At 34.4% G+C, this 26679-nt stretch carries 17 protein-coding genes, 2 tRNA genes, 1 other RNA gene and 1 pseudogene; 10 read left to right on the forward strand and 11 right to left on the reverse strand.

Annotation, left to right across the window (positions count from 1 at the left end; all coding sequences use genetic code 11):
- Window positions 1-11 precede the first annotated feature (11 nt).
- From ACSYTE_RS05940 to ACSYTE_RS05955, 4 genes are all read right to left on the reverse strand, one after another.
- On the reverse strand, window positions 12-869 hold the full coding sequence (locus ACSYTE_RS05940) for a VOC family protein (RefSeq protein ID WP_491716527.1): 858 nt from the start codon (window positions 867-869) through the stop codon (window positions 12-14).
- A gap of 90 nt (window positions 870-959) precedes the next feature.
- A complete protein-coding gene (locus ACSYTE_RS05945) occupies window positions 960-2783 on the reverse strand; it encodes an ABC transporter ATP-binding protein (protein ID WP_491716528.1) in 1824 nt (607 codons plus the stop codon).
- The gene (locus ACSYTE_RS05950; RefSeq protein ID WP_491716529.1) at window positions 2770-4512 is read right to left on the reverse strand and encodes an ABC transporter ATP-binding protein; all 1743 of its coding nucleotides are present in this window, start codon (window positions 4510-4512) and stop codon (window positions 2770-2772) included. Before ACSYTE_RS05950 ends, ACSYTE_RS05945 begins: the two co-directional genes overlap by 14 nt.
- 195 nt (window positions 4513-4707) lie before the next feature.
- Window positions 4708-4779 (reverse strand) — tRNA-Gln (locus ACSYTE_RS05955).
- A 119-nt stretch (window positions 4780-4898) separates the two neighbouring features.
- On the opposite strand from ACSYTE_RS05955, the gene ACSYTE_RS05960 reads away from it, so the two are divergent.
- From ACSYTE_RS05960 to ACSYTE_RS05980, 5 genes are all read left to right on the forward strand, one after another.
- Window positions 4899-4972, forward strand: a tRNA-Glu gene (locus tag ACSYTE_RS05960).
- 151 nt (window positions 4973-5123) lie between these two features.
- Window positions 5124-5591, forward strand: coding sequence for a hypothetical protein (locus ACSYTE_RS05965; RefSeq protein WP_491716530.1), 468 nt, complete (start codon window positions 5124-5126; stop codon window positions 5589-5591).
- Window positions 5592-5801: 210 nt separating this feature from the next.
- Window positions 5802-6656 (forward strand): CAP domain-containing protein, encoded by an 855-nt coding sequence (locus ACSYTE_RS05970; protein ID WP_491716531.1) that lies wholly within the window; start codon window positions 5802-5804, stop codon window positions 6654-6656.
- A gap of 346 nt (window positions 6657-7002) precedes the next feature.
- On the forward strand, window positions 7003-7647 hold the full coding sequence (locus tag ACSYTE_RS05975) for a YoaK family protein (RefSeq protein ID WP_491716532.1): 645 nt from the start codon (window positions 7003-7005) through the stop codon (window positions 7645-7647).
- 83 nt (window positions 7648-7730) lie between these two features.
- Window positions 7731-9062, forward strand: a complete 1332-nt coding sequence (locus ACSYTE_RS05980) for an MFS transporter (RefSeq protein WP_491716533.1) — start codon at window positions 7731-7733, stop codon at window positions 9060-9062.
- A 77-nt stretch (window positions 9063-9139) separates the two neighbouring features.
- On the opposite strand, the gene ACSYTE_RS05985 is transcribed toward ACSYTE_RS05980, so the two are convergent.
- A complete protein-coding gene (locus tag ACSYTE_RS05985; protein ID WP_491716534.1) occupies window positions 9140-9832 on the reverse strand; it encodes a C39 family peptidase in 693 nt (230 codons plus the stop codon).
- Between the two features lie 147 nt (window positions 9833-9979).
- Here ACSYTE_RS05985 and ssrA point away from each other — a divergent pair.
- Window positions 9980-10354: a transfer-messenger RNA gene (ssrA, locus tag ACSYTE_RS05990) on the forward strand.
- A 447-nt stretch (window positions 10355-10801) separates the two neighbouring features.
- On the opposite strand, the pseudogene ACSYTE_RS05995 reads toward ssrA, so the two are convergent.
- Window positions 10802-15514, reverse strand: a pseudogene (locus ACSYTE_RS05995) (type ISP restriction/modification enzyme).
- Between the two features lie 261 nt (window positions 15515-15775).
- On the opposite strand from ACSYTE_RS05995, the gene ACSYTE_RS06000 reads away from it, so the two are divergent.
- Entirely contained in the window at window positions 15776-16222 is a 447-nt protein-coding gene (locus ACSYTE_RS06000) for a hypothetical protein (RefSeq protein ID WP_491716535.1), read from the forward strand.
- 185 nt (window positions 16223-16407) lie between these two features.
- Here ACSYTE_RS06000 and ACSYTE_RS06005 read toward each other — a convergent pair whose 3' ends face one another.
- The gene (locus ACSYTE_RS06005) at window positions 16408-16983 is read right to left on the reverse strand and encodes a hypothetical protein (RefSeq protein WP_491716536.1); all 576 of its coding nucleotides are present in this window, start codon (window positions 16981-16983) and stop codon (window positions 16408-16410) included.
- 335 nt (window positions 16984-17318) lie between these two features.
- Here ACSYTE_RS06005 and ACSYTE_RS06010 point away from each other — a divergent pair, with 335 nt between their 5' ends.
- Window positions 17319-17459, forward strand: coding sequence for a hypothetical protein (locus ACSYTE_RS06010; RefSeq protein ID WP_491716537.1), 141 nt, complete (start codon window positions 17319-17321; stop codon window positions 17457-17459).
- Between the two features lie 56 nt (window positions 17460-17515).
- On the opposite strand, the gene ACSYTE_RS06015 is transcribed toward ACSYTE_RS06010, so the two are convergent.
- Window positions 17516-18487, reverse strand: a complete 972-nt coding sequence (locus ACSYTE_RS06015; RefSeq protein WP_491716538.1) for an Abi family protein — start codon at window positions 18485-18487, stop codon at window positions 17516-17518.
- Window positions 18488-18785: 298 nt separating this feature from the next.
- Between ACSYTE_RS06015 and ACSYTE_RS06020 the strand changes: the two genes are divergently transcribed.
- Window positions 18786-19358, forward strand: a complete 573-nt coding sequence (locus ACSYTE_RS06020; RefSeq protein WP_491716539.1) for a hypothetical protein — start codon at window positions 18786-18788, stop codon at window positions 19356-19358.
- A 388-nt stretch (window positions 19359-19746) separates the two neighbouring features.
- Entirely contained in the window at window positions 19747-21234 is a 1488-nt protein-coding gene (locus ACSYTE_RS06025; RefSeq protein ID WP_491716540.1) for a reverse transcriptase/maturase family protein, read from the forward strand.
- 81 nt (window positions 21235-21315) lie between these two features.
- Here the strand turns inward: ACSYTE_RS06025 and ACSYTE_RS06030 are convergent, their stop codons facing one another.
- The 3 genes from ACSYTE_RS06030 to ACSYTE_RS06040 form a co-directional block, all read right to left on the reverse strand.
- Window positions 21316-22956 carry a UvrD-helicase domain-containing protein gene (locus ACSYTE_RS06030; protein WP_491716541.1) on the reverse strand — a complete coding sequence of 547 codons (1641 nt, stop codon included), beginning with the start codon at window positions 22954-22956 and terminating at the stop codon, window positions 21316-21318.
- Between the two features lie 108 nt (window positions 22957-23064).
- Window positions 23065-24723 (reverse strand): hypothetical protein, encoded by a 1659-nt coding sequence (locus tag ACSYTE_RS06035; protein ID WP_491716542.1) that lies wholly within the window; start codon window positions 24721-24723, stop codon window positions 23065-23067.
- Window positions 24713-26590 carry an McrB family protein gene (locus ACSYTE_RS06040; protein WP_491716543.1) on the reverse strand — a complete coding sequence of 626 codons (1878 nt, stop codon included), beginning with the start codon at window positions 26588-26590 and terminating at the stop codon, window positions 24713-24715. The genes ACSYTE_RS06035 and ACSYTE_RS06040 overlap by 11 nt, the downstream gene beginning before the upstream one ends.
- Window positions 26591-26679 lie beyond the last annotated feature (89 nt).

Consider the following 26679-nt stretch of genomic DNA (forward strand, 5'->3'; position numbering starts at 1 on the left):
AACGTCACCTTCTACCAAACAGAAAAAGTTAAATTAATTTGGTTTGGATCGTTAATAAATAGTAGATGGTCAACTTGGTCATAGTGAACCCCACCATCAATCGACTCGATCTGGTGGTAGAGGCCATCAACATCATTGCTACGAATCATCTTAAAGCTAATGTAGTCGATTCCTAAACCTTCGTAATCATGGTCAGCAACATCAGTTTTTTCAGTTAAAACGATTTGTTGAGAATGATCATTGGGGAGGACCAACGTCTTAGTATCCTTTCGATCGGTAGGTAAGATATCCATTCCGACCGATGCTTGATAAAAAGCTAGCGCCTTTTCAATACTACTAATCCCTAGCTCAATCCAAGATAGTTCGGCATCATCTGGAATGCGTTTGAGACGGGTATCTTCATCACGCAAAAAACGATTCACTGGAATCGTATCTTCTTCTTCATGATGCCATTGAATCGAATGATCATCAACCAAGGTCACCCCATTAATTTCAGCGTATAAAATAATGTGATTTCCTTCTGGGTCTGTTAATTCAATCCATTCAAAGTTATGGTTATATTGAATTGGCGATAACTTCACTCCCAAGTTTTTAACGTGTAATAGCAATTGCTTCAAGCTCTTGCTAGAGGGAAATTTAAATGCAAATCGATCAACATTTGCGGCATTATGTTCCTTAACTGGATTATCGACCTTCCTAAGAGTCAATGAAACCTGGTGTTCATTGGTTCCTAAATAGGCAATATTTTCAGTTCTTTTAACTGATGTTAATCCGACGATTTGAGTATAAAAATCAATCATCGAATCCAAATCACTCACACGAAGTGCAATCAATTTGATTTTAGATCCTGCAGGCAATTGATATTTCATTATGTAATCCACCATCCCTTTTTTACTATTATAACGATTTTGCACACATAAATAAAAAAGAACGACCATAAGTCATTCTTTCTTTAATAATTATTCAACTTTAAGATCATTGCCAGAGAATTGAGCGTTATATAAATCAGCGTAAAAACCGCCAGCTGCCAATAATTGGTCATGATTACCAGTTTCGATAATGTGTCCATGTGCCATGACCACGATCTTATCAGAATTTTGAATCGTAGAAAGTCGATGGGCAACCACAAAACTAGTCCGCCCCTTGATCAACTTATCCATTGCATGTTGAATTAACATTTCAGTTCTAGTATCAACTGAACTAGTTGCTTCATCCAGAATCAATATTTCTGGATTAGCAATGAATGCTCGTGCAATCGTTATTAACTGGCGTTGACCTTGTGAAATATTAGAAGCACTTTCGTTCAAAATCGTATCATAGCCATCAGGCAGTTTACGAATAAATTCATCGGCATGGGCTTCGCGTGAAGCTTTATAGACATCTGCGTCAGTGGCATTCGCATTTCCATATTTAATATTATCAAAAATCGTTCCTGTAAATAACCACGTATCTTGAAGTACCATCGCAATGTGAGAACGCAATGACGGCCGCGGCATCCGTTGGGTATCCAGGCCATCCATTCTAATGGCCCCACCATCAACATCATAAAAACGTTCTAATAGGTTAATGATGGTCGTTTTACCAGCCCCGGTCGGTCCTACAATCGCAACACTAGAACCCTTCGGCACATCTAAATTAAAACCTTCAATTAACGGAACGTTAGGATCATAACTAAAATCAACATCTGAGAATTGAATCTTATCCCCATTATCAACTTTATTCTGGTTTTTTGTATCTGAGGGTTTCATTTCAGATTCATCTAGCACCTCAAAAATCCGTTCAGCAGAAGCAATGGTCGATTGAATCGTATTGGTAATATTGGCTAATGATGTAATCGGTTGGGAAAACATATCGGTATATTGTAAAAACGCCTGAACGTTCCCAATCGTAACGGAACCAGAGATCACCTGAACTGCACCGATAATCGCAACAAAAACGTAGTCTAAGTTCTTGATGAAGTTCATCATTGGAAACATAAAACTAGAGATGAATTGCGCCTTCCAAGCAGATTTATAGTAGGCCTCATTTTGTTCTTCAAAGTTTTGAATCGCCTCGTCTTCACGATTAAACGTTTTAACAACGTTGTGACCAGCAAAGTTTTCTTCTACCTGGCCGTTCACTAACCCCAAGTGTTTTTGTTGAGCACTAAAGTAGCGTTGTGAACGTGGCGCTAAGAAGCCCACGGAAAGTAAACTTAATGGCACCGTGATCAACGCACCCAGCGTCAACTGCCAACTAATCGTTAGCATCATCACAACTACCCCAATGATCATCACGATGCTGTTGATCAATTGACTTAAGTTCGATTGCAGCATCGTTGAGATATTATCCATATCATTCACAGCCCGCGACATGATATCACCATGCGAGTGTTGATCATAGTAGGATACTGGTAATCTTTTCATCTTTGCTTTGAGGTCTTTTCTTAGCTTGTAAACTACTTTTTGTGAAATTGAGGCCATGATGCGTTGGACCCCAACGTTTAAAATTCCAGAAACTAGGAATAAAATCCCCGTTAAAATTAAGATTTTAACGATTGCGCCAAAATTGATGGCCAACAAGCCATTACTGGTCTTAATCCCCTTTGCAACCCCATTAAAGATGATGGTAGTAGCTTCACCTAATAATTTAGGAGTAATGATATCCAAAAGAACGAACAAAATCGTCATTATAAAAACACCAATTAGACTAATTCGCCATGGCTTAAGATATTTAATTAATCTGAAGGTCGACTGCCAAAAGTTCTGGGCCTTACGAGGTTTCTTAAAATTATTTCTTGGCATTCGATTCACCTCCTGACTTAATCTGAGAACTTACAATTGATTGATAAGTATCATTATTAGCTAACAATTGCTTATGGGTACCTTGGCCAACGACCTTACCGTCATCTAGGACAATGATTTCATCGGCATTCGCAATCGTTGAAACCCGTTGGGCAACAATGACTGAAATTGCATTCTGAATTTGTGAATCCGTCTTCAACCCTGCTCTTAAATTAGCATCGGTCTTAAAATCTAAGGCGGAGAAAGAATCATCGAACACATAAATCTGCGCTTTTTTGATAATGGTTCTAGCAATCGCTAAACGTTGCTTTTGCCCACCAGAGAAATTCTCACCATTTTGTTCTACCTTGGTATCAAGCCCATCTTCAGCCTTGATGAAATCAGATGCTTGAGCAACATCTAACGCATGCCAAATTTCATCATCGGTAGCATGTTCATTACCGAACTGCATGTTACTTCTAACGGTCCCCTTAAATAAAACCGCCTTTTGTTGCGTAATTGAAACTAACTTGTGTAATTCATGTTGCGTCATTTTATTAATGGCCAATCCATCAATCTTAATGGTCCCCTTTTCAGGTTCGATCAGGCGCGGAATTAAATTGACTAAGGTGGATTTACCAGAACCAGTCCCCCCAATGATCGCTAACGTCTGTCCAGAATGGACCTTAAATGAAACTCCAGATAATGCACACTCTTCAGCATGTTCATAACGATAACTCACATCATCAAATTCTAAAGTTGCCTGATTGCTTTCATTTGGTTGAATGGGCTGAGCAGGATCAGTGATTGTATTTTCCTGCTCTAATACTTCATTAATCCGAGCTGCTGAAGCAGATGCCCTTGGTAAAAAGACAAAGATAAATGATAGCATGGTAAAACTGATTAAAATTTGTGTCGAATAGCTCATGAACGCTACTAGGTTTCCAACTGCAAAGGATTGACCAGCAATCAATTGACTACCGAACCAAATAATTCCAATGTTCGTAAAATTCAATATTACGGTAAGAAGCGGAAACAACATTGCGGTTAAACGATAAACCTTTAACCCCGTATTCATATAATTATGATTATAGTGATCAAAACGCTCTTGTTCATAATCATCGCGGTTAAATGCCCGAATTACCCGCACTCCAGTCAAGCCCTCGCGAAAGGCAAGGTTCAAATCATCAGTCTTATCTTGAATACTCTTAAATAATGGAATTGCTTGATGCATAATTAAGTAGATAACAATTACCAAAATAATCAACGAGATTAGAAAAATGATCGTTAACTTAGGGCTCATTGTAAATGCCAAAATAATGGCCGTGATCAACATAAGCGGTGACATGATCATCATTCTAAGCATATTGACCATTACGTTTTGAATTTGAACCACGTCATTAGTGGCCCGCGTAATTAATGAAGAATCACCAAAACGACCCAGGTCTTGTTCAGAAAAATAAATTACCTTCCGATAAATTGCAGAACGAATTTTTTTACCCATCAATTGCGATTGAGTAGCTGCAAAATAAATATTACCGGCTGCCGCAGCTACGGATAAGATCGAAAGGAAAAACATTATGGTCCCTTGACCAATAATGTAATTTATATCATGTTTTGCGATTCCTTGATTAATTATCCCAGCGGTCAAAGTAGGTAAATATAAGAAGGTTATTACTTGAACAACCATAAATAAAACAGCCCCGAGGGCTGCCCACTTGTTTAAAAAGCGCTTTGCAAGCTTTATCATTTCATCACTACTTTCTAATAATATATAAACATAGGATTATAAGAGACATCAAAATAATAATTATAGATGGTTTACTTTCAAAAGGAAAGTAAATTGACACAAAATATAATAGAGCAATTGTCAATCCTTCAAAAGCAACTATTAAAAAGCAAAATAAGCCGCTGCATCCTATAAATACAGCGACTTAATAACCGATTGGGTATACTGGAATCGAACCAGTAAATTAAGGATTCAGAGTCCTCTGCCTTACCGTTTGGCGAATACCCAATAATTGTTACCTAACTATAATAACGGTTTTTAAAAAATCTGTCAAACCAAAATCTAGCTAACAATACTTAATTGACAAGTTTTAGGGATTAATCTATACTAATTGGTGTTCTAGTTTTTGCCCGCTGGTCAAACTGGTTTAAGACGTCGCCCTCTCAAGGCGGAGTTACGGGTTCGATTCCCGTGCGGGTGATATGCAAAGCCACTTCTGATCAGAAGTGGCTTTTTTGATTTCATTTCACTATGTTTTTATTAAATCACCATGATTAGAATTGACATTCAAATCTAAAACCAATATTCTGAAAATTAATGAATTATCGTTTTAGTTAAGGGAGATTTTAATAATGAAAAAAGGACTATTGATAGGAGTCGCCTCACTGACTTTACTATTAGCTGCTTGTGGGAAAGCTTCCGATCAGTCAGGGTCAACAAGGGTAAAATATTCACACATTGATACCACTCAATATAAACCAATTAACAAAAGTATCTCAGTTAAAAAATTAAAGGCATTAAAACCGAACAACACCATTTACTTCCACAAAAAATACTCAATTAAGGGTGAAATTGTGAAGGTCGGTAAGAAATTCCAGGGCAGCGCTACGTTTGTCATTAAAGATTCCAAAACTAACTTGACCTATGCTTCCGTCACTAGTGGGACCAAGACTTTTGATGGATTTAAAGTCGGGGATAAAGCAACGTTTGCAATTAATGGGTTAACTAGAATCGCAAAGACAAATAACTTAAATGGCATTACCACTAAGGAAAACCCGAGTCGGCTAAGTACCGTTACGATTAAGATTGGTAAATACTAGTTCCAAACTAAAATTGAATATTAAATAGTGTTTGAAAGACTGAGATCAATATAATGTGAGCTCAGTTTTTTTATTTCAACCCTTTTTAATTAAATCGTTCAATTAATGCTATAATGTTCATGGTTACATAATTCAAAAAAATCAGATGGGAATGAACTTATTATTAACTTTAAGACAAAATCAATCGCGATTATAACCGTAGTCATTACTATGTTCACTTTTGGTATGACTGAAGCCAGCGTTCATGCTGATAATAATCCGTTAGCAGGCCAATCATCGGACACTATTAACCTCGTATTAAATGATTTTAATGCTAACGTTACAGATCGTTATAAAGTATTTGATCCCAATCCATACCTAAGTAATTCTAACTATCCTAACGGGACCAAGGTGATTTATCAATTTGCCAGTACTAATTTGCAATTTACCCAATTCCCCACTGGTGAGACATCAACTGATTATGGTGTCCAAAAAGTTAAAGATATGACCAAGGGAACCATCGTTGATGGACAAATGAGTGACTGGGGCATTAAATACTATCTGGTCAAATTTAAAAAGGCCAAGTTATTATACTGGGTCTTAGCTGCTGATTTAATGTTGCAAAAGCCCAGCGGAAGCATCCAGAGAACGTTCAATACTGATAGTAATCAAAACGTGGCTTTAAACTATGTTAATTATTTGAGATATCAAAATGGCAAAGATCCCCTAACTTGGAATAGCCACCTTTATACATTAGCTAAGAAGCGTAACAACGAGTTACACAACGAATACGTCAAAAATGGTGAAATTACCCACTATAATTCAGACGGTACTTGGAAAGTTGACTCGCTACGCGAAAAACTAGGCTGGTCAGATTACATCCTTGGAGAAAATATTCAAATATTAAGCTCAACTGATAGTCCAGCAACCACCACGATTAATCTAATTAATGAATATATGTACAATGATGCTGTTGGTGAAAAATGGGGCCACCGCAAAAACATCTTAAATAGTAACGCAACGCAAATGGCGATGGCTACCAAGTATATTCATGGTAATTACTACAACACGATGTTATTTGAATAACGTTCAACTTACTAAATAGCGATGCCATTTGCAATCGATGGAATAACTAGGGTTGCTAAGGATAACAACAGTTCCCCCTTGCATTTAATCAAATCTTGATTTTCTTTGACAACTAAAAAAGTTGGTGCTAATATTACCTTGAATTTAATAACAATTTCTTTTAAGAATAAAAGCGGTTTCCGATAGACCCGTTAACGTCTAGTGAATGAATTTTTTATTTCATTCGGGTTTGCACCGCGGGGAAGATCGTCCAAATTATAATCTATTTGGGCGGTCTTTTTTTATTCAGGGAAAATAAATTGTTAAGCGATTTAATCTAACATTAGTTCCAAACGGAGGGCAAAATATGAAAAATTATAAAAGTTATGAAGGGCTACTAATTGGCATGCTCTTAGCAATGGTTAGCGGTAGTATCGATAGCTATACGTTTTTAGACCACGGCGGTGTGTTTGCAGGATTACAAACTGGGAATAATATTTTATTGGGAATTAGTTTAAGCCAACTTCAATTTGGTAAATCCTTGCAATATATTATCTCAATTCTGTTCTTTGCCCTAGGCATATTGATCGTTAAATTAATTCAACACCAAATTGAACAGGAAAGTACCCGCAAGCGAGTGATCATCATTTATGAAATGATGCTCTTATTAATTTCAGGCAGCTTGGCGAAGCTGCTCCCCGACATGCTTATCGTTGGCCTACTAGCCATCGCAGCCTCAGCTCAATTACAAGAGTTTAAAATATTAAAGGGCAATAGCTTTAATCCACTAATGATGACGGGCAACGTTAGCAAAACAATGAATAACCTATACGAAACTTTAAAGAATAAAGATCCAAAGGCCCGCGGCATTTTATTCGATACGTTAATAATCATGTTCAGTTTTATTCTGGGAGCGCTATTAATGGGCGTGATTAATAACTTTGCGAATGTTTTTTCAATTTTAGCCGCAATCCTACCATTATTAGTTGTTTTGTTTTCGCTCAAGGAATAGGGCTGAATTCTCCAGAACATTTGACTTACAGCTAACTATAAGTTTTATCATAATCCTAATAATTAATTAGGGGTTGAATAATTTTGAAAACAATTAGAAGTTTTGGCATTATCTTACCAATTGTTTTGATTAGCTACTTTATAATCATACTAGATATTTCCGTTGTCTTTACTAGCACCGTCAATATATCTAGAGAGCTTCACATGAATTCACAATCTGTAACTTGGATAACTAACATCTACTCGTTGATGTTTGGTAGCCTGCTTCTTTTAGGCGGGCGCCTCGGCGATATTTATGGTAGAAAACGCATTTTTTTAACAGGTCTCACCATATTTAGCACTAGTTCATTTTTAGTGGGAATATCAACAACTAGTGGAATATTAATCACCATGAGAGCATTTCAGGGAATTGGTGCCGCAATATTAGCTCCCACGTCACTTGCGTTGATCCTTGATAACTACAACGGCGATAAACAGGCCAAAGCAATTGCCTATTATGGAATTACAGCAGGATTGGGAACCAGTGTAGGCCTAGTAATTGGTGGAATTATTGCCACATTCACCTCTTGGCGTCTGGGCTTTTTTATTAACGTGCCAATCGGCATCATCCTCTTCATCATTACCGTTTTATTTGTTCCTAGCAAAGCCCCCAATTCAAGGGGAAAATTAGATTACTTAGGCTCAGTATTATCATTTTTAGGCTTTTTAGCAATCGTATATAGTATTGATGGTAGTAATTACCAACTACCTTCTGGAATTATTGGCGTATTGCTCATCGTTATTTTTATAATCAGGGAATTCAAAACCAACCACCCCATCATGCCGCTCAAACTATTTCAAGATCCAGAAAGAGTTTCCGCATATATATCCAGATTTTTCTACATTGGTGTAATGATTTGTTATTTCTTCATCATTCCACGAGTAATGCAGTTTTACTATGGATATACACCATTAATTGCTGCATTTTGCTACATGCCAGAAACAATCGCTCAGTTTATTTTTGGATCAGTGCAATCTAAAATGGCAAGTCGATTTAAGAATTCTACGATTTTATTTTTAGGGATGTTCGTCACGTTTACTGGGGTTTTATTAACCGCATTAATTAATTTAAAATACGGCTATTGGATTAGCGTTGGTTTTCCAATGATTGTTATTGGAATTGGTCAAGGACTATCCTTTAGTCCACTAACCACGGCTGGAGTTGCTAACACTAGCCCCAACATTGCTGGAGCAGCTTCAGGAACCCTCAATGTTTTTCATCAAATTGGTAGCTCCGTTATTCTATCAGTCGTGATTTCGGTCACTGCTAGCTACCGTCCCATTTTAAATGCATATCAACACCAAACCATTTTAATGAGTATTCTAATGGTCATTCCGTTGATAATGGTTTGGAATATTTATCGACTCCATAAGTAGGCCCCTCGTTTAAAAATTAAAAGCTTCCCCGATCTTAATTAATCGAAGAAGCTTCTAATTGTTTCATAAACATTATTTTAGTAACTAATCGCCAGATAGCCAGCCGCTTTCCAACGTTTAACTAGTGCTTTTTTCGTCATGGTGTGCACCCCACCCGTTCGCGGATCAATATAGAAAAATAACTTTTTATTAAAGCCCGTCAACAAAATTGCCGAATTGTCAGCATTTTTACTTCCTGACACCCATAATATAATGGGCCGTTCCCGACGAAGATGATTCCGCAACCGCCGTAATTTTTTATTAGATAAATTTTTAAAGGACCCTGTGCGTTCAACAATAATCGTAAAAAGGTCTGATGGCATTGGATAATCCATTTGAGAATTACTAAATAAACTATCCAATTCATCGACGCTAAAATCACTACCTGAGTATTGAAACAACATTAAAACAGCCGCTAAGTAACTATCTTGAATCGTATCAGATTTTTGTTCAACCGCAGTAACCGCTAACCGCCGATAATTCTCGCGAACACTCTTTAGCGGTAGCCATCCTGAGACAGAATCATTACTAAAAAAGTACCAAGCATGCTTATTGAAATAGCCAAACCTGGTTACCTTAAACTCGTTCTTCAAAGAATGCTTAGGTAGCTTTACTTTATTAACCTTAACTTGATGTTCTAATTCGGGAACGAACCAGTCTGCCATTGGCGAACGCTTTAATTTAATATAAAAAGCATGCGTCTTCTCGCTGGCAATCGTAGTCGATTTCAATTACTTCACCCCATTAAAATTTTGACGCCTAGTATTTTTATTATATCGTAATTTCAGATTTAAGTGGGACATTTTATAATTTGATAATAAAAGCTTATCATTTTGACATTGTTATAAATTATGCTAAGATATTATGAGTACTATATCGGGGTCGTTATGGATTCGACGGGTATAGGTTGAGCCTGAATTGCGCTCCGTGGCATCGACCACGTTAAAAACGCTCAGTTTTCTATTATAACTGCAAACAATAATACAAACAACTACGCCGTAGCTGCCTAAACAGTATGCTCAGCGTGATCCGTCTAGCCTCGTCCATGGGTTAGTGCCGGGTCCTAAATTAAGTGGACTTACGCTAATTGCTCACACCTGAAGTAATTAGAAGAGACTAATCAGGTTAGCTAGCCATGTCTGCCTTGGAATGCGGCGTTTTGACTAGTGAACGCGCAAATAGTATCCCTATGAACGTAGATATTCGGGTGGCAATATGCTCGGACGCGGGTTCGACTCCCGCCGACTCCATTTGTCATTAAAGGCCTGTTATGCTGAAGTGCTATAAACGCTGGTATAACGGGCTTTTTGCTTGTTTTTAAGTCTATCAAGTGCATTTAATTAAGTTAAAATAGTGGTTAATTTGACGGTCATTTGTAGTCAAACCCGTAGTCAATGGCATTCATTTTGGCATTCACTGTTTAATCAAAAATCTATAAAATAAACCGTTGGGGTTTAGGATGTAAGGCTACTCAATTAATCTTGGGTGGTTTTTTCATTTTGTCACTCACACGCTGTAAACGGACAATTTCCATTACTATAAATAGTATGATAATAAAAAGACACCTAATTTATTTCTAGGTGTCTTATTTATTATATTCAGAACGTAATTTAGTTCGTTATTAAATTTAATTAAATTTACTCAATATCAACATTTTTAAAGCATCTAAAATAGAATCCTTTTGTAACTTTTTTGTATACTTAGTTATTAGCTTCTTCATCAACTTCAAACTTGGGTAATTGATTGATTAAATCAACAGTTTGAACTGATACATTAATAATGCTTAATAGCAAGTTTAATATATACTTAGGATCATCGCTATATTCATTTGGATCATCAGTGATTTGGGTTTTCTTGTCCGTTTTAACTTGATATTGATCCATAATCCATTCAATCGCAGAACGACCATTAACAACATAATCATATGCTTTTTCAGGGATGTTAGAAATAGTAATGTCATTGTTGAAGATAATAGTGGACTTATCATTGAATAATTTATTTGTTTCAGGGGCCCGATGCTTAGCAAATTTCATCTTTTTGACCTTATAGTCTGAATTATCATTTGCTTTAATAATTAAATCATCATAGGGACTAACTTCTTCATAATTTAGGTGTAAATCAATTAACTTCTTGCCGATTTCAACGTAACTTTCCTTATTTTTAGCAATCGGAATTCTTGGAACATCTTTAATAATATCACTAGAATATTTATCTTGATAACTACTAGAATTTAATAATCCATATATATAAGCTAAAGAATTTTCCTTTGTCATATTAAGTTGCTTAATAAATTCGTCGGATAAATTATAATTTTTATCCTCTCCATTAACATAAAAAGGAAATACCTGCGTTCCTGATATAACAACATGATAGTCGGATATGCAATTAGTTACAAAAACATCGAAAGATTTATGAGAACCCTTTCCACTTATTAAAAAACTAATATTATTTTTACCCCAAATTTTTTCGAAAGCTCGTGGCCTGTCTATAATATTATTATTATAGTACAAGTTACGTTTTGTGAATGGTCTATACATTATCGGAATAACCTTATGATTATCAGAAATGTATTGTTTAGACAAAAATCTATTTTTTAAAGTTGCACTCCATTTTATTTTACTATCGTCTTTAGTAACATTCTCATAGTTAATTGCATTTTTTAATTCACAATTATAATTTCCTATTAGTTTATTACCAGTATGTTCTGTATATTCTTTATTAAAGTTAATAAGCCATGAATCTCTACTGGTTGTTATACCTGAAGTTTTAACATTAAACACATGATCATTCTTACCAAACAATGGAAGATATTTCGTATAGTTAACGTCCCTTTGATCTAACCAATCATTATAATTATCAGGATTAATGACTTCCCAATTAACATGTAAAATATTAACTTCATCATTAATTATTTTAAGTTTTTCACTCTTAGATAAGTAATCTCCTATATCATGATAATATATTTCATGTTTTTTAGAATCATCCCTTATCAAAATACTTATTGCAATGGGAGCACGACTTCCGGAACCAAAAATCTTTCCACCCTCTTTACGTGATTGCTCTCCAATAGTTCTTTGATTACCACGTAGGTTAAATACATAAAGATGATTAAAATCATTAAAAATTGAATATCTGAATCCATCTAAACTACCACTACTTAAGAAACTACCATTAGTTATAAAACCAATAACTCCATTATCACCAATTCTATCAGAAGCCCACCTAAAAGCCTTTATATAGCTATCATAGTTACTTTTTACAACTGTAGAAGAACTATTTTTAACATATGTTTTTTTTATTTGATTGTCTAAATATGGATAATGTACATTTTCATTATCATCATTAGCACTTTTTTGACCTACTGAATAAGGTGGATTACTTATAATTGCAGTAATTGGTTGCTCCTGTTCACGTCTTAGCCGTTCATTATTTTCACCAAATAATTCATCATCTGAAGTATCCTTATTTTCAGTGCTAGCAAATGTATCAGTAAGCACAATTCCATCGAATTGTTTGTAATCCTTATCAGGATTAATATCTTCAAAAGTTGCTTCAATATTAATAGCTGCAATGTAGTAACTCAATAACACAATTTCATTTGCGTACATTTCATGCATGTACTTACGTAATATATCATCATAAGTAATCTCTTTATTATCCAATTGCTTCTTGAAGTGAGTTAATGTACGGGTCATGAAAGTTCCTGTTCCAGTAAATGGATCAAGAATGTTGACATTCTTATCAACTAATCGCTTCCCAAAGTATTTTTGTAATGCAACATCAACTGAATTAACGATAAAATCAACAACTTCAACTGGAGTAAAGACAATTCCCAATTGTTCAGTAGTTTCTTTAAATCCCTTACTAAAGAACTTATCGTAAAGCGTTAAAATAAGTCTTTGCTTACCTTCAGCATTATCAATTCCACTCGCTCTTAATGTAATAGAATCATAGAATGGTTTTAAATCTTCTTGTTCTTTGTTAAAACCAAATGATTTAAAAGTTTCAAGAACTTCATTCATTGCCTTAGAAACGACATTATTTTTAACAAAGCTGTATTCACCAAATAAAGCGTTGAAAATCGGTTCAGTAATTAGATGCTGCGCTAACATTTCAATTGCTTGTTAATCATTAATGGAATCATTGATGTTATAACGTAATCCCCTTACGAACTTATCAAAAGCTTCTTTTGCTTTTGAATTACTATCCACCAAATCTTTAATTCTTTGAATATGCCGTTTAGCAATATTAGCCACATCTTTGGACCAATCTTCAAGGTATTGACGGTTTCCAACCTTTTGAACCACTTTACCGTAGAAAGCATTCTGCATTTCTTGCCAATCTAAAGGTAGTTCAATTTGTTGAGGTTTATTTTTATTATCGTCTTGCCAAGTTTTATCTGATATAGGATCTTTAGGGCTATCTCCAACAAAATTAGGATCAAGCCTTCCAGACTTTTTCTTATTTAAATCAAGTTTATTAACTTCTGCTTCAAAACGTTCATCAGTGGATCGCAATGCATTTAAAACCTGCCAAACCGCACGGTATCTTTCGTTATTATCCAAAGCCTCACTTGGATCAACTCCCTCAGGAATGACGACGGGAATAATGATATATCCATATTCCTTGTTTGGAGCTAACCGCATGATTCTTCCAACTGCTTGAACAATATCAACTTGTGATTTTTTAGGATTAAAGAATACAATTCCGTCCAAGTTAGGTACATCAATCCCTTCAGTAAGGAACCTAACGTTGGAAAGCATTTTAGCATGATTTTCTTTCAAATTATCACTAGCTAACCAGTCGATTTCTTCATTCTTACGTAAGGCGTTCAAACCGCCATCAACGTGATGAACATCAACATTAAAACTTTCACGTGACTTTGCACCTAAGTAGTCGTTAACAACATGGTTAAATTCATTTGAAAGTGCTTGGGAGTGCTTGATGGTATCAGTAAAGCCGATTACGCGCTTCATTGGAGCACCAGTTATTTCACCAGTAATTCCGTTTCGCTTCACCATGGCGTTCCACACCCCAATGATTTTACCAATATCGTCAACTTTCAAACCATTATCATCAGACATCATCTTCTGCATATTCTTATTAATGTATGATTCACTAACAGCTAGTACTGACACCTTGTAATCAGTTAACCAACCTCCAGAAACTGCGGCTCCAAAGCCTAGTCTAAAGAACTCTTTTCCATATTTTTCCTCATCGTCCATTGACGACACGGCAATACTATTTTCGACAGCTTTCTTTTTGGCATTTTCATCATAGATTTTAGGAGTTGCGGTTTGATAAAGGCGAAGTTTCCCTTTAACATACTTATCAGAATGAACCTTAGTAAACATGCTGTCTTCACCAAGACGCTTAGCGCCAGTTGTTCGATGGGCTTCATCAGCAACGATTAGATCAAATTCAGGATACCCAGCTTCTTGAGCTTGCTGAATAACATCAATCGATTGATAAGTTGAAAATACAACATTAATCGTTAATCGATTATTATCATCATTTAGCTTTAATTTTTGATAGTCACTCATTAATTCATCAACATCAGTCGTGGCAGGAAATCCAATATCGGTGGAATTTAATTCGTCGTTCCCATCGATTGTCTTTTTAGTGGCCTTTCGATCGGATACAACTGATAGGGATGTCATATGGATTTGATCATCAACATCATCATTCCAATTAAATAAAGTTTGAGAAAGTAATTGGATACTTGGTACTAAGTACAACACATTAAAAGTATGTTTAGCTTGATCTTTCATCAATGCTTCAGTAATTTTTAAACTAGTAAAGGTTTTACCAGTCCCTGGGGCCATAATCAATTTACCACGATCGTGATGTTCATAATCACTATGATCAAAGTATTGAACCGCTTTTTCAATTGCTTCTTTTTGATAACTTCTAAGGTGCTTCTCATTGTGTGATGAAAGGTCGTTATCACTTGTAAATGAAAACTTTTGCCATTCAAACTTAGCACGGCGTAATTGTGATAATCCAATAATGGTAATTGGCTTAGAATTACCCCTTAATGCATTTAAAGCATTTGCATTCCAGTCATCAGTAGTAGATACAATGATTCCATCAGCATAGTATTCCTTACCAGCTTCTGCTACAAATGAATTAATGGTATCTTTACCGACTTTACCCTTATAAAACTTAGCTTGAACGGCAGTTAAATTATCATTAATATCGCATGCAACAATATCTACACCTGTGTCCTTTTTAGGGATGCCATATTCTTCAGGAACTTCATTAAGAAGCCAAACATGTTTAAATTTTTGTTTGTAAGTTGGTTCGTTTTTTAAATATGAAACGACCATATGCTCAAAGGCGGTTCCTCTATCACGTTGATTATCAATGTTACTATTATCAATCTGATCAATTAACTCATCAAAAGTAGCCATAGCGTTCTCCTTAAATATTAATATATTAATATTAATTATATTGTGAAGGAATTTATTACACAATACACAAATAGAAAATGCTAGTAATAGTTAACTAATACTAATAAGTGATTGGTAGTTGTACTTTTATTTATCAACAAAAAATAATTAATACAACTATTCAAATATCAAAACTAGGTTAAATTTATAGTATTATAAACTATAAATTGTTATAATTAATTTTGGAAATAGATTTACAAAATTTACATAGGAGTGATTTTAATGAATTTAAAAAAGTTATTATTAACATCATTAGTTTTCGTAACTTTTGGAAGCGTAACTTCAGCTACAGTAAATGCTGATTCATGGAAAAGTGGAACTCCAAGCGAATTTAAAGGAACTTGGGTTGCATCTAAACATAACGCTGTTGATAAAAGCGAAGCTAAGTACGGTAAGTACTACCGTACTTCATTTACCATTAGTAAGGATAATTTTACTATTGGAAACCTTTACTATGGGGCAAACAAAAAGTATAAGACTTCCCAATCTGTAACAGGTGCTGATCCAAAATATAAAGTAACCAATGGGACCTACTACATTGAAGCAAACTATAATAACTCCAAGGAAGAGGTCTTTACTTTTAAGAAGCAAGGATCAGGTATTAAAGCAAAGGGATTTGGTACTTTTTACCTATCTAAGTCAGTTCCAAAAACTTTGAACGCAAAATAGCATTTAATATTATCAATTTTAAAATAGTCTTCGATAACTAAATTGTATTTATCGAAGGCTATTTTTTATTTCTACAATAACTTACCAATCTAAAAAGCTTTAAATTTATCATTCCACAAAAAAAGATTGCTAAATTAGCAATCTTTTTCACTTTATATAAAAGTATATGCCACTACAAATTAAAATTAACTGAAGGATTTGTTTAACCGCTTAATTAGTTCTTGATAGGTTAATGGGTCTGGATGATCATCGAAGTCCAGATTAATAACTTGTTGCTTATCATAAATGATGTCAGAATTTTGACTATTTAGTATCCCTTCGACGGACTTCATCGCATTATCTAATTTCTTAATCTCTGGATTAGTTTCAAATTGATCATAATCATCAATTCGTTGATCATAACCATAGTCAGGACATTCTGACATTGATTTTAAAGTGCCATTCAACGTCTTATACATGCTAACATTTTGGTAGTACCTAAAAACCGAAGTCGCAGCAACTGAAACCACCCGACTAGTTCTAAATCCTGGTATAACATCGATCTGGTTCAAAATGCGATTCCAGATTTTGTTATTATCCAAATAATTATCAGGTACCGTATAATCATCGGAAATTTCAGAATATAAAACCATTGCACTGGGGTGTTCCTCAGCATTCTTAGATATTAAAGTAAGGGCCTTGAGAAAACTAAACTTATCGTCGAAACTACCGTCCATAATAAAGATGTTTCTTTGCAACTGAGCTGCGCATAATTTTTCCATACCTTTACTTCCCTTCAATTATTAATTTGTGGTGCAAGGGCTAATGAGCGAATCGAACGCTCACGAGTTCACCAGAATTAGCTAACTGGATATAAAAAACCAGATATTCGATCGACTATCTGGTTACTGAATTGATATTTCTGAAAAGACAGGAACATAATTCTACCCCTAAACAAATAAAGTGTCAATGGACCCCATAAAATCGATAAAAACAAGCTTAAATCAGGTTCCTAGAGACACAAAAAGTTATCTGTCTCTAATGGGGCTTATTTAACAATCTACTATTTCTTTATGATAAAATGAACTTGGTCAAAAAATAATAGGGGTGTGTCATTATGAATGATAGAAAAAATTTAAATGCTGTTAACAACAATCAAGAAGAGAATGGCCTTGATGATTTTGAAAAAATCATCAAAGCGACTAAAATAGAATTATATTTAGATTCGATTAAAAATCAAGCAGGAATTGGGATTTAATCATCATTAAAAAAATAATAGTAACTGATTTCGATCTTCAATCGAGATCAGTTTTTTTATTGGGGAAGTGTATCTTGTTCTTGCCAATTTGGTGGAAATCCTAACGAATCTAAAATACAATTAATATCAATTGAATCCAGCTTATTAGATAGGGTTCTAAAGCGCTTCCTAATCGTATTATTCAGCGTTGCATATTCCACCCTACTTAAGAAACACTGCATACTAATAAAGGTCGAAAAAGTCTTTCTTCTTTGCATATCCTTTGTAATTCCGTATTGATTATGTAAGAAGGGAAAATAAACAGAATCGGAACGACAGGTAAACCCAATCAAACGGTTATTGTGTGCACAAACATTTCTAATTTCATGAATATTTTTGATAAAGGAGAGCATACATTTGGGTGTAAATTGATCATTAAAATCATGATTGTTCGTAAGAATAAAATCACTTAAATCCAGCGCAATCTTATTTTGCATATTTTTATTCAAACCCTTGATCAGATTATATAACGTTCCAAAATCCAAAAATTCAACTAACACCCATGTAGGGACATCGTCATATGCATGAACATAATGATAGATTGCATTATTTTTATACCTGGCGTTATTACTGATCACACGAGTTAGTCTGGAAAGTGTATACCCCATTTCCAAAGTTTGGGCGTGATCATAAAAATTAATGTTCAAATAGGGGTACCTAATTTTCTGGTGTGCTTCAGAGAATCGATATGAAAAAATTGATCTTAAATGATGTTCAACGTTAATAATACTGTTAAATAAAGTTTGTTTGATTTTCTTATCAAAAAAGTAAAGATTACACACTTCATCGAAAGTAGCATTCGATAAATAAAGATCATCATGTGAGCTCGGATCCTTCTGAAAATACTTGCTATAGCCATTAATAATGTCATAGTAATTATTAGTCAATAAATATTTAAAGGCCCGTTCCTCATCATTAATCACTAGCCCACGACTTTTAAGCAACTCAATTTGTTCATCAATCGCTAGAAAATATTTGTGATTTGCCAATCTTACCCACCCCTTAAACAAAAAAGCCCCTTCATCAAGAAGATGAAAGGACTTTTAGCGTAATAGGCTCCGTAGAGTATCTACCACTCATTCTTGACTACAATTATATCCGTTTTTTTATAAATGTCAATCAATTGCTTATCTCAGATATTTATTCGTATATCTTTAATAATACTATAAAATAAATATTATGCAATTTTAGTTAATTTATAATCACATCCAAATAATCTATCTATTTAAATTAATATTATTATTATGGTATAATTATGATATAAAAATCGTTATTGGAGATGGTTAAATGAAAAAGAAAATTTTGTCCTTATCAGCTTTAATTACATTAACATTTGGTGGATTCGTGGCAGTAAATAGCTTTAATCTTGTGCCCAACGAAATTACCGTGCATGCCGAACATGCAGGACTACCATTGCAAGGAGCTCATGGTGTCGTTTCATTTAAATATACCCCCGATTATGGATACAATGATCCCAAATCAGGGCAAACCGTAAAGTTTTCGTCTCAAGCCCAGGTCAACAAAGCACTCAATTCGGCCCCCGCTCGCAATGAATCTGATCCAAGCAAGAACATCGGATTTAACATTGATTCTAATAATTTTATTTGGTATCGTAACTACTCCACTAATGAGGATAAGGATACGATTGCCCATTCATTCCAAGAGTTCTTCACGCTTTTCAATAAGGAAAAAACCGATCCCAAGTTAATCAAATATGATAATGAATCCAAAAAACTATTCAAACAAATCCAACGCTTAAAAAAGCAAAAGGCAAGTAAAACTAAAATCAATAAATTACAAAACAAGCTCAACAAGTTATATTCTCAACTTGAAAAATACGTTCAATCAATCGAAAATTAATTAAAATATTGCAACAAATTAGGATGCTTGATTTCGATTTCAATTAGCTGTATATTAAACATACTTAACGCAATGGCATTTTCCAGCAATGCTAGTTTACTACCAAGTATGAAGCGTTAAACTCAGACAATTCGTAAGTTCGTTATGTCGATGTCTATCTATAATGAAAACTAATTTAGAACGGAGGGAATCTTTCCTTCCCGGGTAGCTTAATTGATTATCGGAGCTCTCCTTGCTGGAATTATAATTAAATCGTTGATTATATTTGTGACAGAGCGTTAGACACAGTTAACTGCTTATTACGATTCTATCCGTCGTATGTTAACTGATGATTTCCGGTGGACCCGCATTTTGTGGGTCTTTTTTTATTTGCTAGGAGTGAAATGATATGGATGAAGAAAAAGTACTTAGTAACGTCATCAACAAGCGCTATAAACACTTTGATCGTAATTTAAGTCCTAAAAACGCTAAACGGTTCTTCGATTCCGTTGTAACCAACAAAGACAAAATTGCTAGTTATCGATTCCACCCCTTGATTTTAAAATATAAGGAAAGCAAGATTTATCATCGGGCCAAACATCAATTCAAGGGGTACGTAAAATCTAAGAAACGCCCTATTTCATTGGTTGCTCACCACGATGAGCTAGTTTATTCATACTACGCTAATGAACTAAGTACAAAGTACGAAGATTACATTAATAATTTAGGGCTATTCAAAGTTCCGACTGCATATCGTAAACTCCTTAAGGGATCTAATATCACTGCTGCCAAGGAAGTTTTTGATGAAGTCATCACATTAAAAGATTGTTGGATCATTAAGGGTGATTTTAAAAGCTTCTTTAACAATATTAGACATAAAAAATTAGCCACGGCCCTTTGTAAGGTGCTAAAAGTCAATGCTTTACCATCTGACTGGAAACGAGTTTTTAAATCGATCACTGCATATCGATACGTAAATGAATCTGAAATCAGCCCCGCACTTAAGAAACTTGGGTTAAATCGTAATCAAGCTCCATATTACACAAGAAGCCACCGTGAACTTGGTAATTTGATTCATTCGGGGCAATTAAAAGTCAATGGCCCCAATTCAGTGGGCATCCCTCAAGGAACCGCAATCAGTGCCGTCCTCGCAAATGTATACATGATTGAATTTGATAAGCAAATAAATCAATTAGTTGCCAAAAACAAAGGTATGTATCGCAGATACTCAGATGATTTCGTAATTGTTATCCCTAAGTTAGCAGACCAAAAAGAAGTTGATATTCATGATTTTATCAATTTGGTTAAGTCTATTTGTACTACTGAAACAAAGTTAACGATCGAAACGAACAAGACGAAGGTCTTTAATTATGATGCCGTTGATGGGACTAAGCGATTATTCAATAACGAATTCCATCAAGCATGGTTTGACTACCTTGGCTTTTTATTTAACGGTAAAGTGGTTACAATGAGGCCTAAATCAGTTTATAAATTCCATTATAAAAGTAAGAAAATGTTGCGTCATATCCGTAGATTGCAGGTTGATAAGTATAAATTTGATAACCATAAAAGTTTTTATTGGAATATTAACTATCGGATGGTCTGGGATCAAAATGAACGGGTAATCCGCTCAAAATCTGATTTTCATAAGCAACTAACTAGTGAGCATATCAACCAAAATAAACAAAAATTAGCACATTGCATCCCACAAAAGAAAATCGCCACTAAAATGTACCTCACCCACAAAAGATATGGTGAAAAGTACTCAATGGCTGGCTACGCTAAAAGAGCCCAACGGATCATGATCCGTAATAACAATCAGTATCAAGTGAAAATATGGCAACCCATTAGTGATCAAATCACTAAAAATCAAAATTATCGAAAAGATAACTTTTAGCAAAAATCCTAGTTCCAGCAATTAAGCGGAACTAGGATTTTTAGATTGATTCGAAATTATCAATAATTGAGTGCAATTTCATTAAATGAATCGAATGGAACCATCTGAACAAATATCTTGCAATAAATTAGCAGTTTTTGGATTTTTATAAACTAACATTAGAATTTTTTCAGCTCTGGTAATTGAAACATACTGTTGAGCATAAAAAATATTGGCTTCCTCATCGTTCATTAAATCATAGTTAACGGTTCCATCAGAATCGACAATTTCTTCACGGTTAATATCGGCATCCATAGAATCAAAACAATAAACAATAACATTTGGGAATTGCAATCCCTTTATCCTTTTCATGGATAAAACAAAAACTTTATTATTACCATTGTCTTCATCATAAGAACTGCTGTATGATATGAACTTTCCATCCAGTAGTTCGATTATTTTTTTACGATCATCCTTACTGCGATACGTTATCAATATATTTTCGTCATTTTTTAAAGCCATTTTAACCATTCTAATCACCATTTCGTCGTCATCATTCACAGCAAATACTGGATGACCATTTTGATTAGAGGATAAATCTGGTTCGATGAATGCTGAATCAGTTTCCCGATATGAATCGGATTCAACATCAAAAGAGTAGTACAACTTACAATAATCTAGTAAGTCTTTTCCAACCTTTGAAATCTGATACGTGTTCCGATAATTATGCTTGATGCGATGACTATTACCACGGTTAATTTGAAGTCCCAAGCTCTTCCATGACATCCGTCGACCGTAAATGTTTTGGGAAAGGTCTCCCAGTAATGTAAAGTAAGTGTGCCCATTAGTTTTCCGCAAATAACTTAATGCATCGAACATCGCTGGTGAAAGGTCTTGCACCTCATCAACAATGATATAATCATATTTTTGACTTTCGGGAATCTGAATATACTTTACTAACCGATAAACATCGGAATAGCTAAATATCCTAGATTCACCATTCGAATTACGATAAGCATCACGTTTTTGATAGTATTTGTGGTAAATATCATATACTAATTTTCGTTGATTACCACCTTTTTTACCAAGGTTAAAAGAGCTCCGCCCTACCCTACTTACTTGTAAGTAACTTTCTTCATCATTGTATGCAATTTCATTATCCTGCATCCATTTGATTTCATCTTTAATCGCCTTTTTAACATCATCTAGGCTTAGGTTATCTTTTTTCCAAATGTTATTATCAGGATTATCAAGATAGGCTTCATTTACAAGGCCATTAATAATCTTATTATTTATTGTTTCCGCAATTGCAGTTGCTTTGCGACTAACATCATGATTGGCGGCACATTGATTATCAGCGTAGTATCGATTAGCGGACACTAAATAGTCATACTCATGCTTATTTAATAACTTTAATTCTTCTTTCGGAGAACAACTATTTACGATATCCCTAAAGTATGTATAGACCGTATTAACATCAATATTATCTTCACCATTAGCAATCTGATTAATATTATTCTTGATAAATGAATGGATTGCATTATTAAAAGTTAAGATCAGGACTTTTTGTTTGTCAAAAAATAAACTGTCAATATCGGCTAAGAGGTCAACTGCACGATATATAGCAATCACCGTTTTACCACCACCAGCGACCCCTAATATAATTTGATCTTGATTTTTATTAGAAGCTAATGCTTCAATTTGTTCTGAATGTAATTGTTCCCTGGCGGGTAGTTGCCCCATTAAAAACACCCCTCTTAATTAATAATTTTCCGAAAATATTTATAGTAATTATACATCATTAATAAATTAATAATCAACGATATCTAAGTACACTACTTAACCAACTAATTACCTGTTTAATAAGGATAATCCAATTATTAAGGTGTTGATTTGCGTCTCGATAAATGAGCGTAAATTTTGATTGTCGTCACCAGGAATTGTTAAAACTGGTTCAATTCCATTCAACATACTAGTGGTCTCTGCAACGGGATTGATTATCCCAACTTTACTAATAATCCTAAATAGATTTATTGGTAAATTTTTTGGATATCGATCCGATTTAAAAATAACCGAACTATTAACCTTGTAATAATAATCTAGTAACTGTTCGCGAACACCTTTATTATCTTGGGCGTATTTATCGTTTTTATCATATTTTAAGATGTTTTCCATTGCTCGATATTTAGTATCCATAATAAAGCTACCTACAAAAACATTATCCACGTCAAAAAGATCCACTCTAATGTCGGGTTTGTAGTGGATACTATCAATCCAAATATATTTACTAGAAACTTTATTATATTTTTGCTTCTTTTTGTTAAATGGACTAAGCATTACATCGTTGTAAACAACTACAGCGGTAATATCAAATGACTGACCTGCCAACTGAATTGTTTTAGCCATTTTAACCTGGGTTTCTTTCGGCAAACCTAGTCGAATGTTCTTAATTTTTGTTAGCTGATCAGCTAAGCTCCACCCCGAGACATCCCGAAACCCTAGTTGGTTCAGTGCCAATAATGTTCTGATGTAGCCCCAATATTCATATAGATCATAGCTACTCCTTTTTGCTAGTGCAAAATGATTAGACTTAGCGGCTAATGTAATTTGGGATTGGCTTAGTTCGATCAACTGATTTAAAAAATTACTAATAAAGCGATAGCTATAGTTAATCTGATGTGGTTGACCGTTAATTTGAACATCACTAACGGAACTCATCCATGAGTTGCTCAAAAAGTCATTAATCAAATCGCAGTAACCACTAATCAAAGTGTAAGTGTTCTTATTAAAGTGTTCATTTAAAATCATACATATCTGTCGTAAATTCGCCTTTAAGGCTTGATTAGTGCGATTATTGAAGTTAACGGTGTTGTTTTGAATAAAATAATTTTGATTTCCGTGGCGATTCATCATCCTTAAGGACCGATTATCCAGACGCCCCCGTAATGAATGGCTCCAATTATATTGACGTAATAGATCAATATGCGGATGTTTGCGTAAATCAACCAATACATTTTGAAAAATAGCGAAATTTTGATCTAAAAATCGGGCTAAATCATCCAATGCAGTTATATATCTAACCCGTGATTTGCGATCGATCGCCGTTTTAGATAAATCCTTAAAAGCCCGCTCAATATCAATCACCATTTGATTGTATCGTTTGTCAGCATCAAAAAACTTACTATCTATTTTTAACCAAGCGTAGCCAATTTGTTCCCCATTAGTAACCATCATCTTATAGTAGCCTTTTAAATAAGCATCCTTATTCAATTTATTATCATAAAGTGGGATTTCCAGGTCTTGATCAATATAGTAACGCCCGTTTTTGGCGCGTTTTTTATCAATTCCATCGATATTTTCAAGGCCTTCTAAATAAAAGCGTTCGTCTTTGCCAATCTTTACGCTTAGGTAGGTATAGGTATTCTCCTTGGCTATCACCACGTTATCACCCGCAGGGGTAAATCCTATCAAATCACCATGGCCTGGCTTTAAGACAACCCTAGTTTGCAAATCCAATCACCTTAATCTCTCTTAATTTTTGTGTTAATTGCTGTTTCGTTACACTAAAATCTGAAATATCTGCGTATTTATTAAATAGGTTGATCAAATTATTATTATCCAACAATGGTGCTAACATCTGTCTATTCCCACGAATCTTAGGTAAGATTCTTTGGGCGATTTGATAGTCAAATGCAACCCTGGTATCAAAACCGTAGTTATCATTATTGTATGCATTAACATTCGACATAAATACCCTGATGTTATTAATGGTTCGCCAGCTAAAACCGACCGTAGGCATTGCTTTATTAATTGCATCGTATAGTTCATCAAAAAAATTCAAGTAGTTCATTTCAAATGTAAATTGATCATTATGAATCATCTTTTGATAAGTATCAAAAGAGATTTCTTCAGTTCGAACTGCTTTTTTAGCTGGTAAGTTATCCAATTCTGTAAATGGAACCCTTGATAACTTAATTAAGTTAGCCCGATCTAAGACCTTATCTGACAATTCAAAGGTCGATTCATCAATATTAATGGTTCCAATAAACCGAACGTTATCGGAAATAAAGACTTCATGAGGATACACATCACTATTGGTAATCATCGATTGTTCATTAGAATTATAAAGCTTAATTTTACGTTCATTATGCTCTCTTTCTATGGCTGATAGAAACTGTGCAAAGTAATGTTCAACCTTGGAAAGGTTCATTTCATCCAACACGATCAAATATATTTTGTTGGGGTTTCTATTCGCTGCAATTAAGGTATCCGCAATTCCTGAAGCACTCGGTCTATAAATATTTTTAACAACATCAACATAGCCAAGTAGGTCTGAATCACTCTGCCATTCTGGAATTACTGAAACCAAATTAAATTGCTCATCATTTTTAATCCCCATTGCATCAGCATATGCCGTTGCAATCTTAGATTTTCCAGAGCCACTAAGACCAGCTAAGATGGTTAATGGAAAGCTTTTAACGGAGTTATGAAAGTTAGCGATATCTTGCTCATTAAATAAAAACGAATATTTATGGTCTAAAACGTCTACAAAGTGAGCTAAGATCGCATCACCCTTAGTGTTCAATAGTTCTTGATTATATTCATTATTGACTACTGCGGATTGATCAATTGTTTTTTGAGCAACTTGATGTTGATAACTATTACTAGGGACGAAAAAGGCATCACATGAATTGTTTAGTGAATAAAATAAGCCATCCGAAATAGGCGTAGCTTGATAATTAGCATTTGAATCTAAATCATATAGTTCATAATTATCATTAATTTTAAATTGCCCGTTAATCGAAAAGTAGTTATTCCCATCACGCCAAATTAACCCATCAACATTTACTTGATCATCAATCTTTAAATATGAATCGATTTTAATTGGTTTACGGGCGTTAAGTAAACTTAAGAGATTATTAACGTCATTAATGTCTTTAACAGAATTAGGGTTTAACACTAACGATGCAGCATTGAAATCAAGCTTCCCATTATCATTAATAACCGCAATCAAAGAATTATTAGAATTAAAATCATTGATCCCATTACTAAAATCCATATCAATAATGAAAGCTTTACCACTACACCTACTTATCAATTCGTTTTCAAATTTATGTGATTTTTTCTTATCACTAAAATAATCGTTATTAAAAATTTTGCGTTCTTTAAGTAATGCATTTAAATTGAGTCCGCCTACCTTAGTATCAAGATCTTTAATTGAAGTAAACTTTAAATATATATACGGCTTCAATTTACTATGGTACTGCTTATCAAGCATTCCCTTATAGACTAATCTAATTACTGTCTCAACATTACTACTAGTAGGTATATAATTAATAAAAACATTTTCTACTTTCGCAACTGCTTCATGTGCCATTATCATTCTCTCCCTAATAGTTGTTTGAATTTTTTATGTAAACAAGTATTTTTAATAATCATATTATAATGTTAATATCTAATCAATTG

It is taken from the genome of Nicoliella sp. ESL1120 (genome assembly GCF_058508515.1).

Coding starts and splice junctions, on each gene's coding strand:
- ACSYTE_RS06020 (WP_491716539.1), top strand. CDS start 18,786: ATGAAAAAGAAAATTTTGTCCTTATCAGCTTTAATTACATTAACATTT.
- ACSYTE_RS05970 (WP_491716531.1), top strand. CDS start 5,802: ATGTTCACTTTTGGTATGACTGAAGCCAGCGTTCATGCTGATAATAAT.
- ACSYTE_RS05945 (WP_491716528.1), bottom strand. CDS start 2,783: ATGCCAAGAAATAATTTTAAGAAACCTCGTAAGGCCCAGAACTTTTGG.
- ACSYTE_RS05975 (WP_491716532.1), top strand. CDS start 7,003: ATGAAAAATTATAAAAGTTATGAAGGGCTACTAATTGGCATGCTCTTA.
- ACSYTE_RS06000 (WP_491716535.1), top strand. CDS start 15,776: ATGAATTTAAAAAAGTTATTATTAACATCATTAGTTTTCGTAACTTTT.
- ACSYTE_RS05950 (WP_491716529.1), bottom strand. CDS start 4,512: ATGATAAAGCTTGCAAAGCGCTTTTTAAACAAGTGGGCAGCCCTCGGG.
- ACSYTE_RS06030 (WP_491716541.1), bottom strand. CDS start 22,956: ATGGGGCAACTACCCGCCAGGGAACAATTACATTCAGAACAAATTGAA.
- ACSYTE_RS06040 (WP_491716543.1), bottom strand. CDS start 26,590: ATGGCACATGAAGCAGTTGCGAAAGTAGAAAATGTTTTTATTAATTAT.
- ACSYTE_RS06025 (WP_491716540.1), top strand. CDS start 19,747: ATGGATGAAGAAAAAGTACTTAGTAACGTCATCAACAAGCGCTATAAA.
- ACSYTE_RS05940 (WP_491716527.1), bottom strand. CDS start 869: ATGAAATATCAATTGCCTGCAGGATCTAAAATCAAATTGATTGCACTT.
- ACSYTE_RS06005 (WP_491716536.1), bottom strand. CDS start 16,983: ATGGAAAAATTATGCGCAGCTCAGTTGCAAAGAAACATCTTTATTATG.
- ACSYTE_RS05965 (WP_491716530.1), top strand. CDS start 5,124: ATGAAAAAAGGACTATTGATAGGAGTCGCCTCACTGACTTTACTATTA.
- ACSYTE_RS06010 (WP_491716537.1), top strand. CDS start 17,319: ATGAATGATAGAAAAAATTTAAATGCTGTTAACAACAATCAAGAAGAG.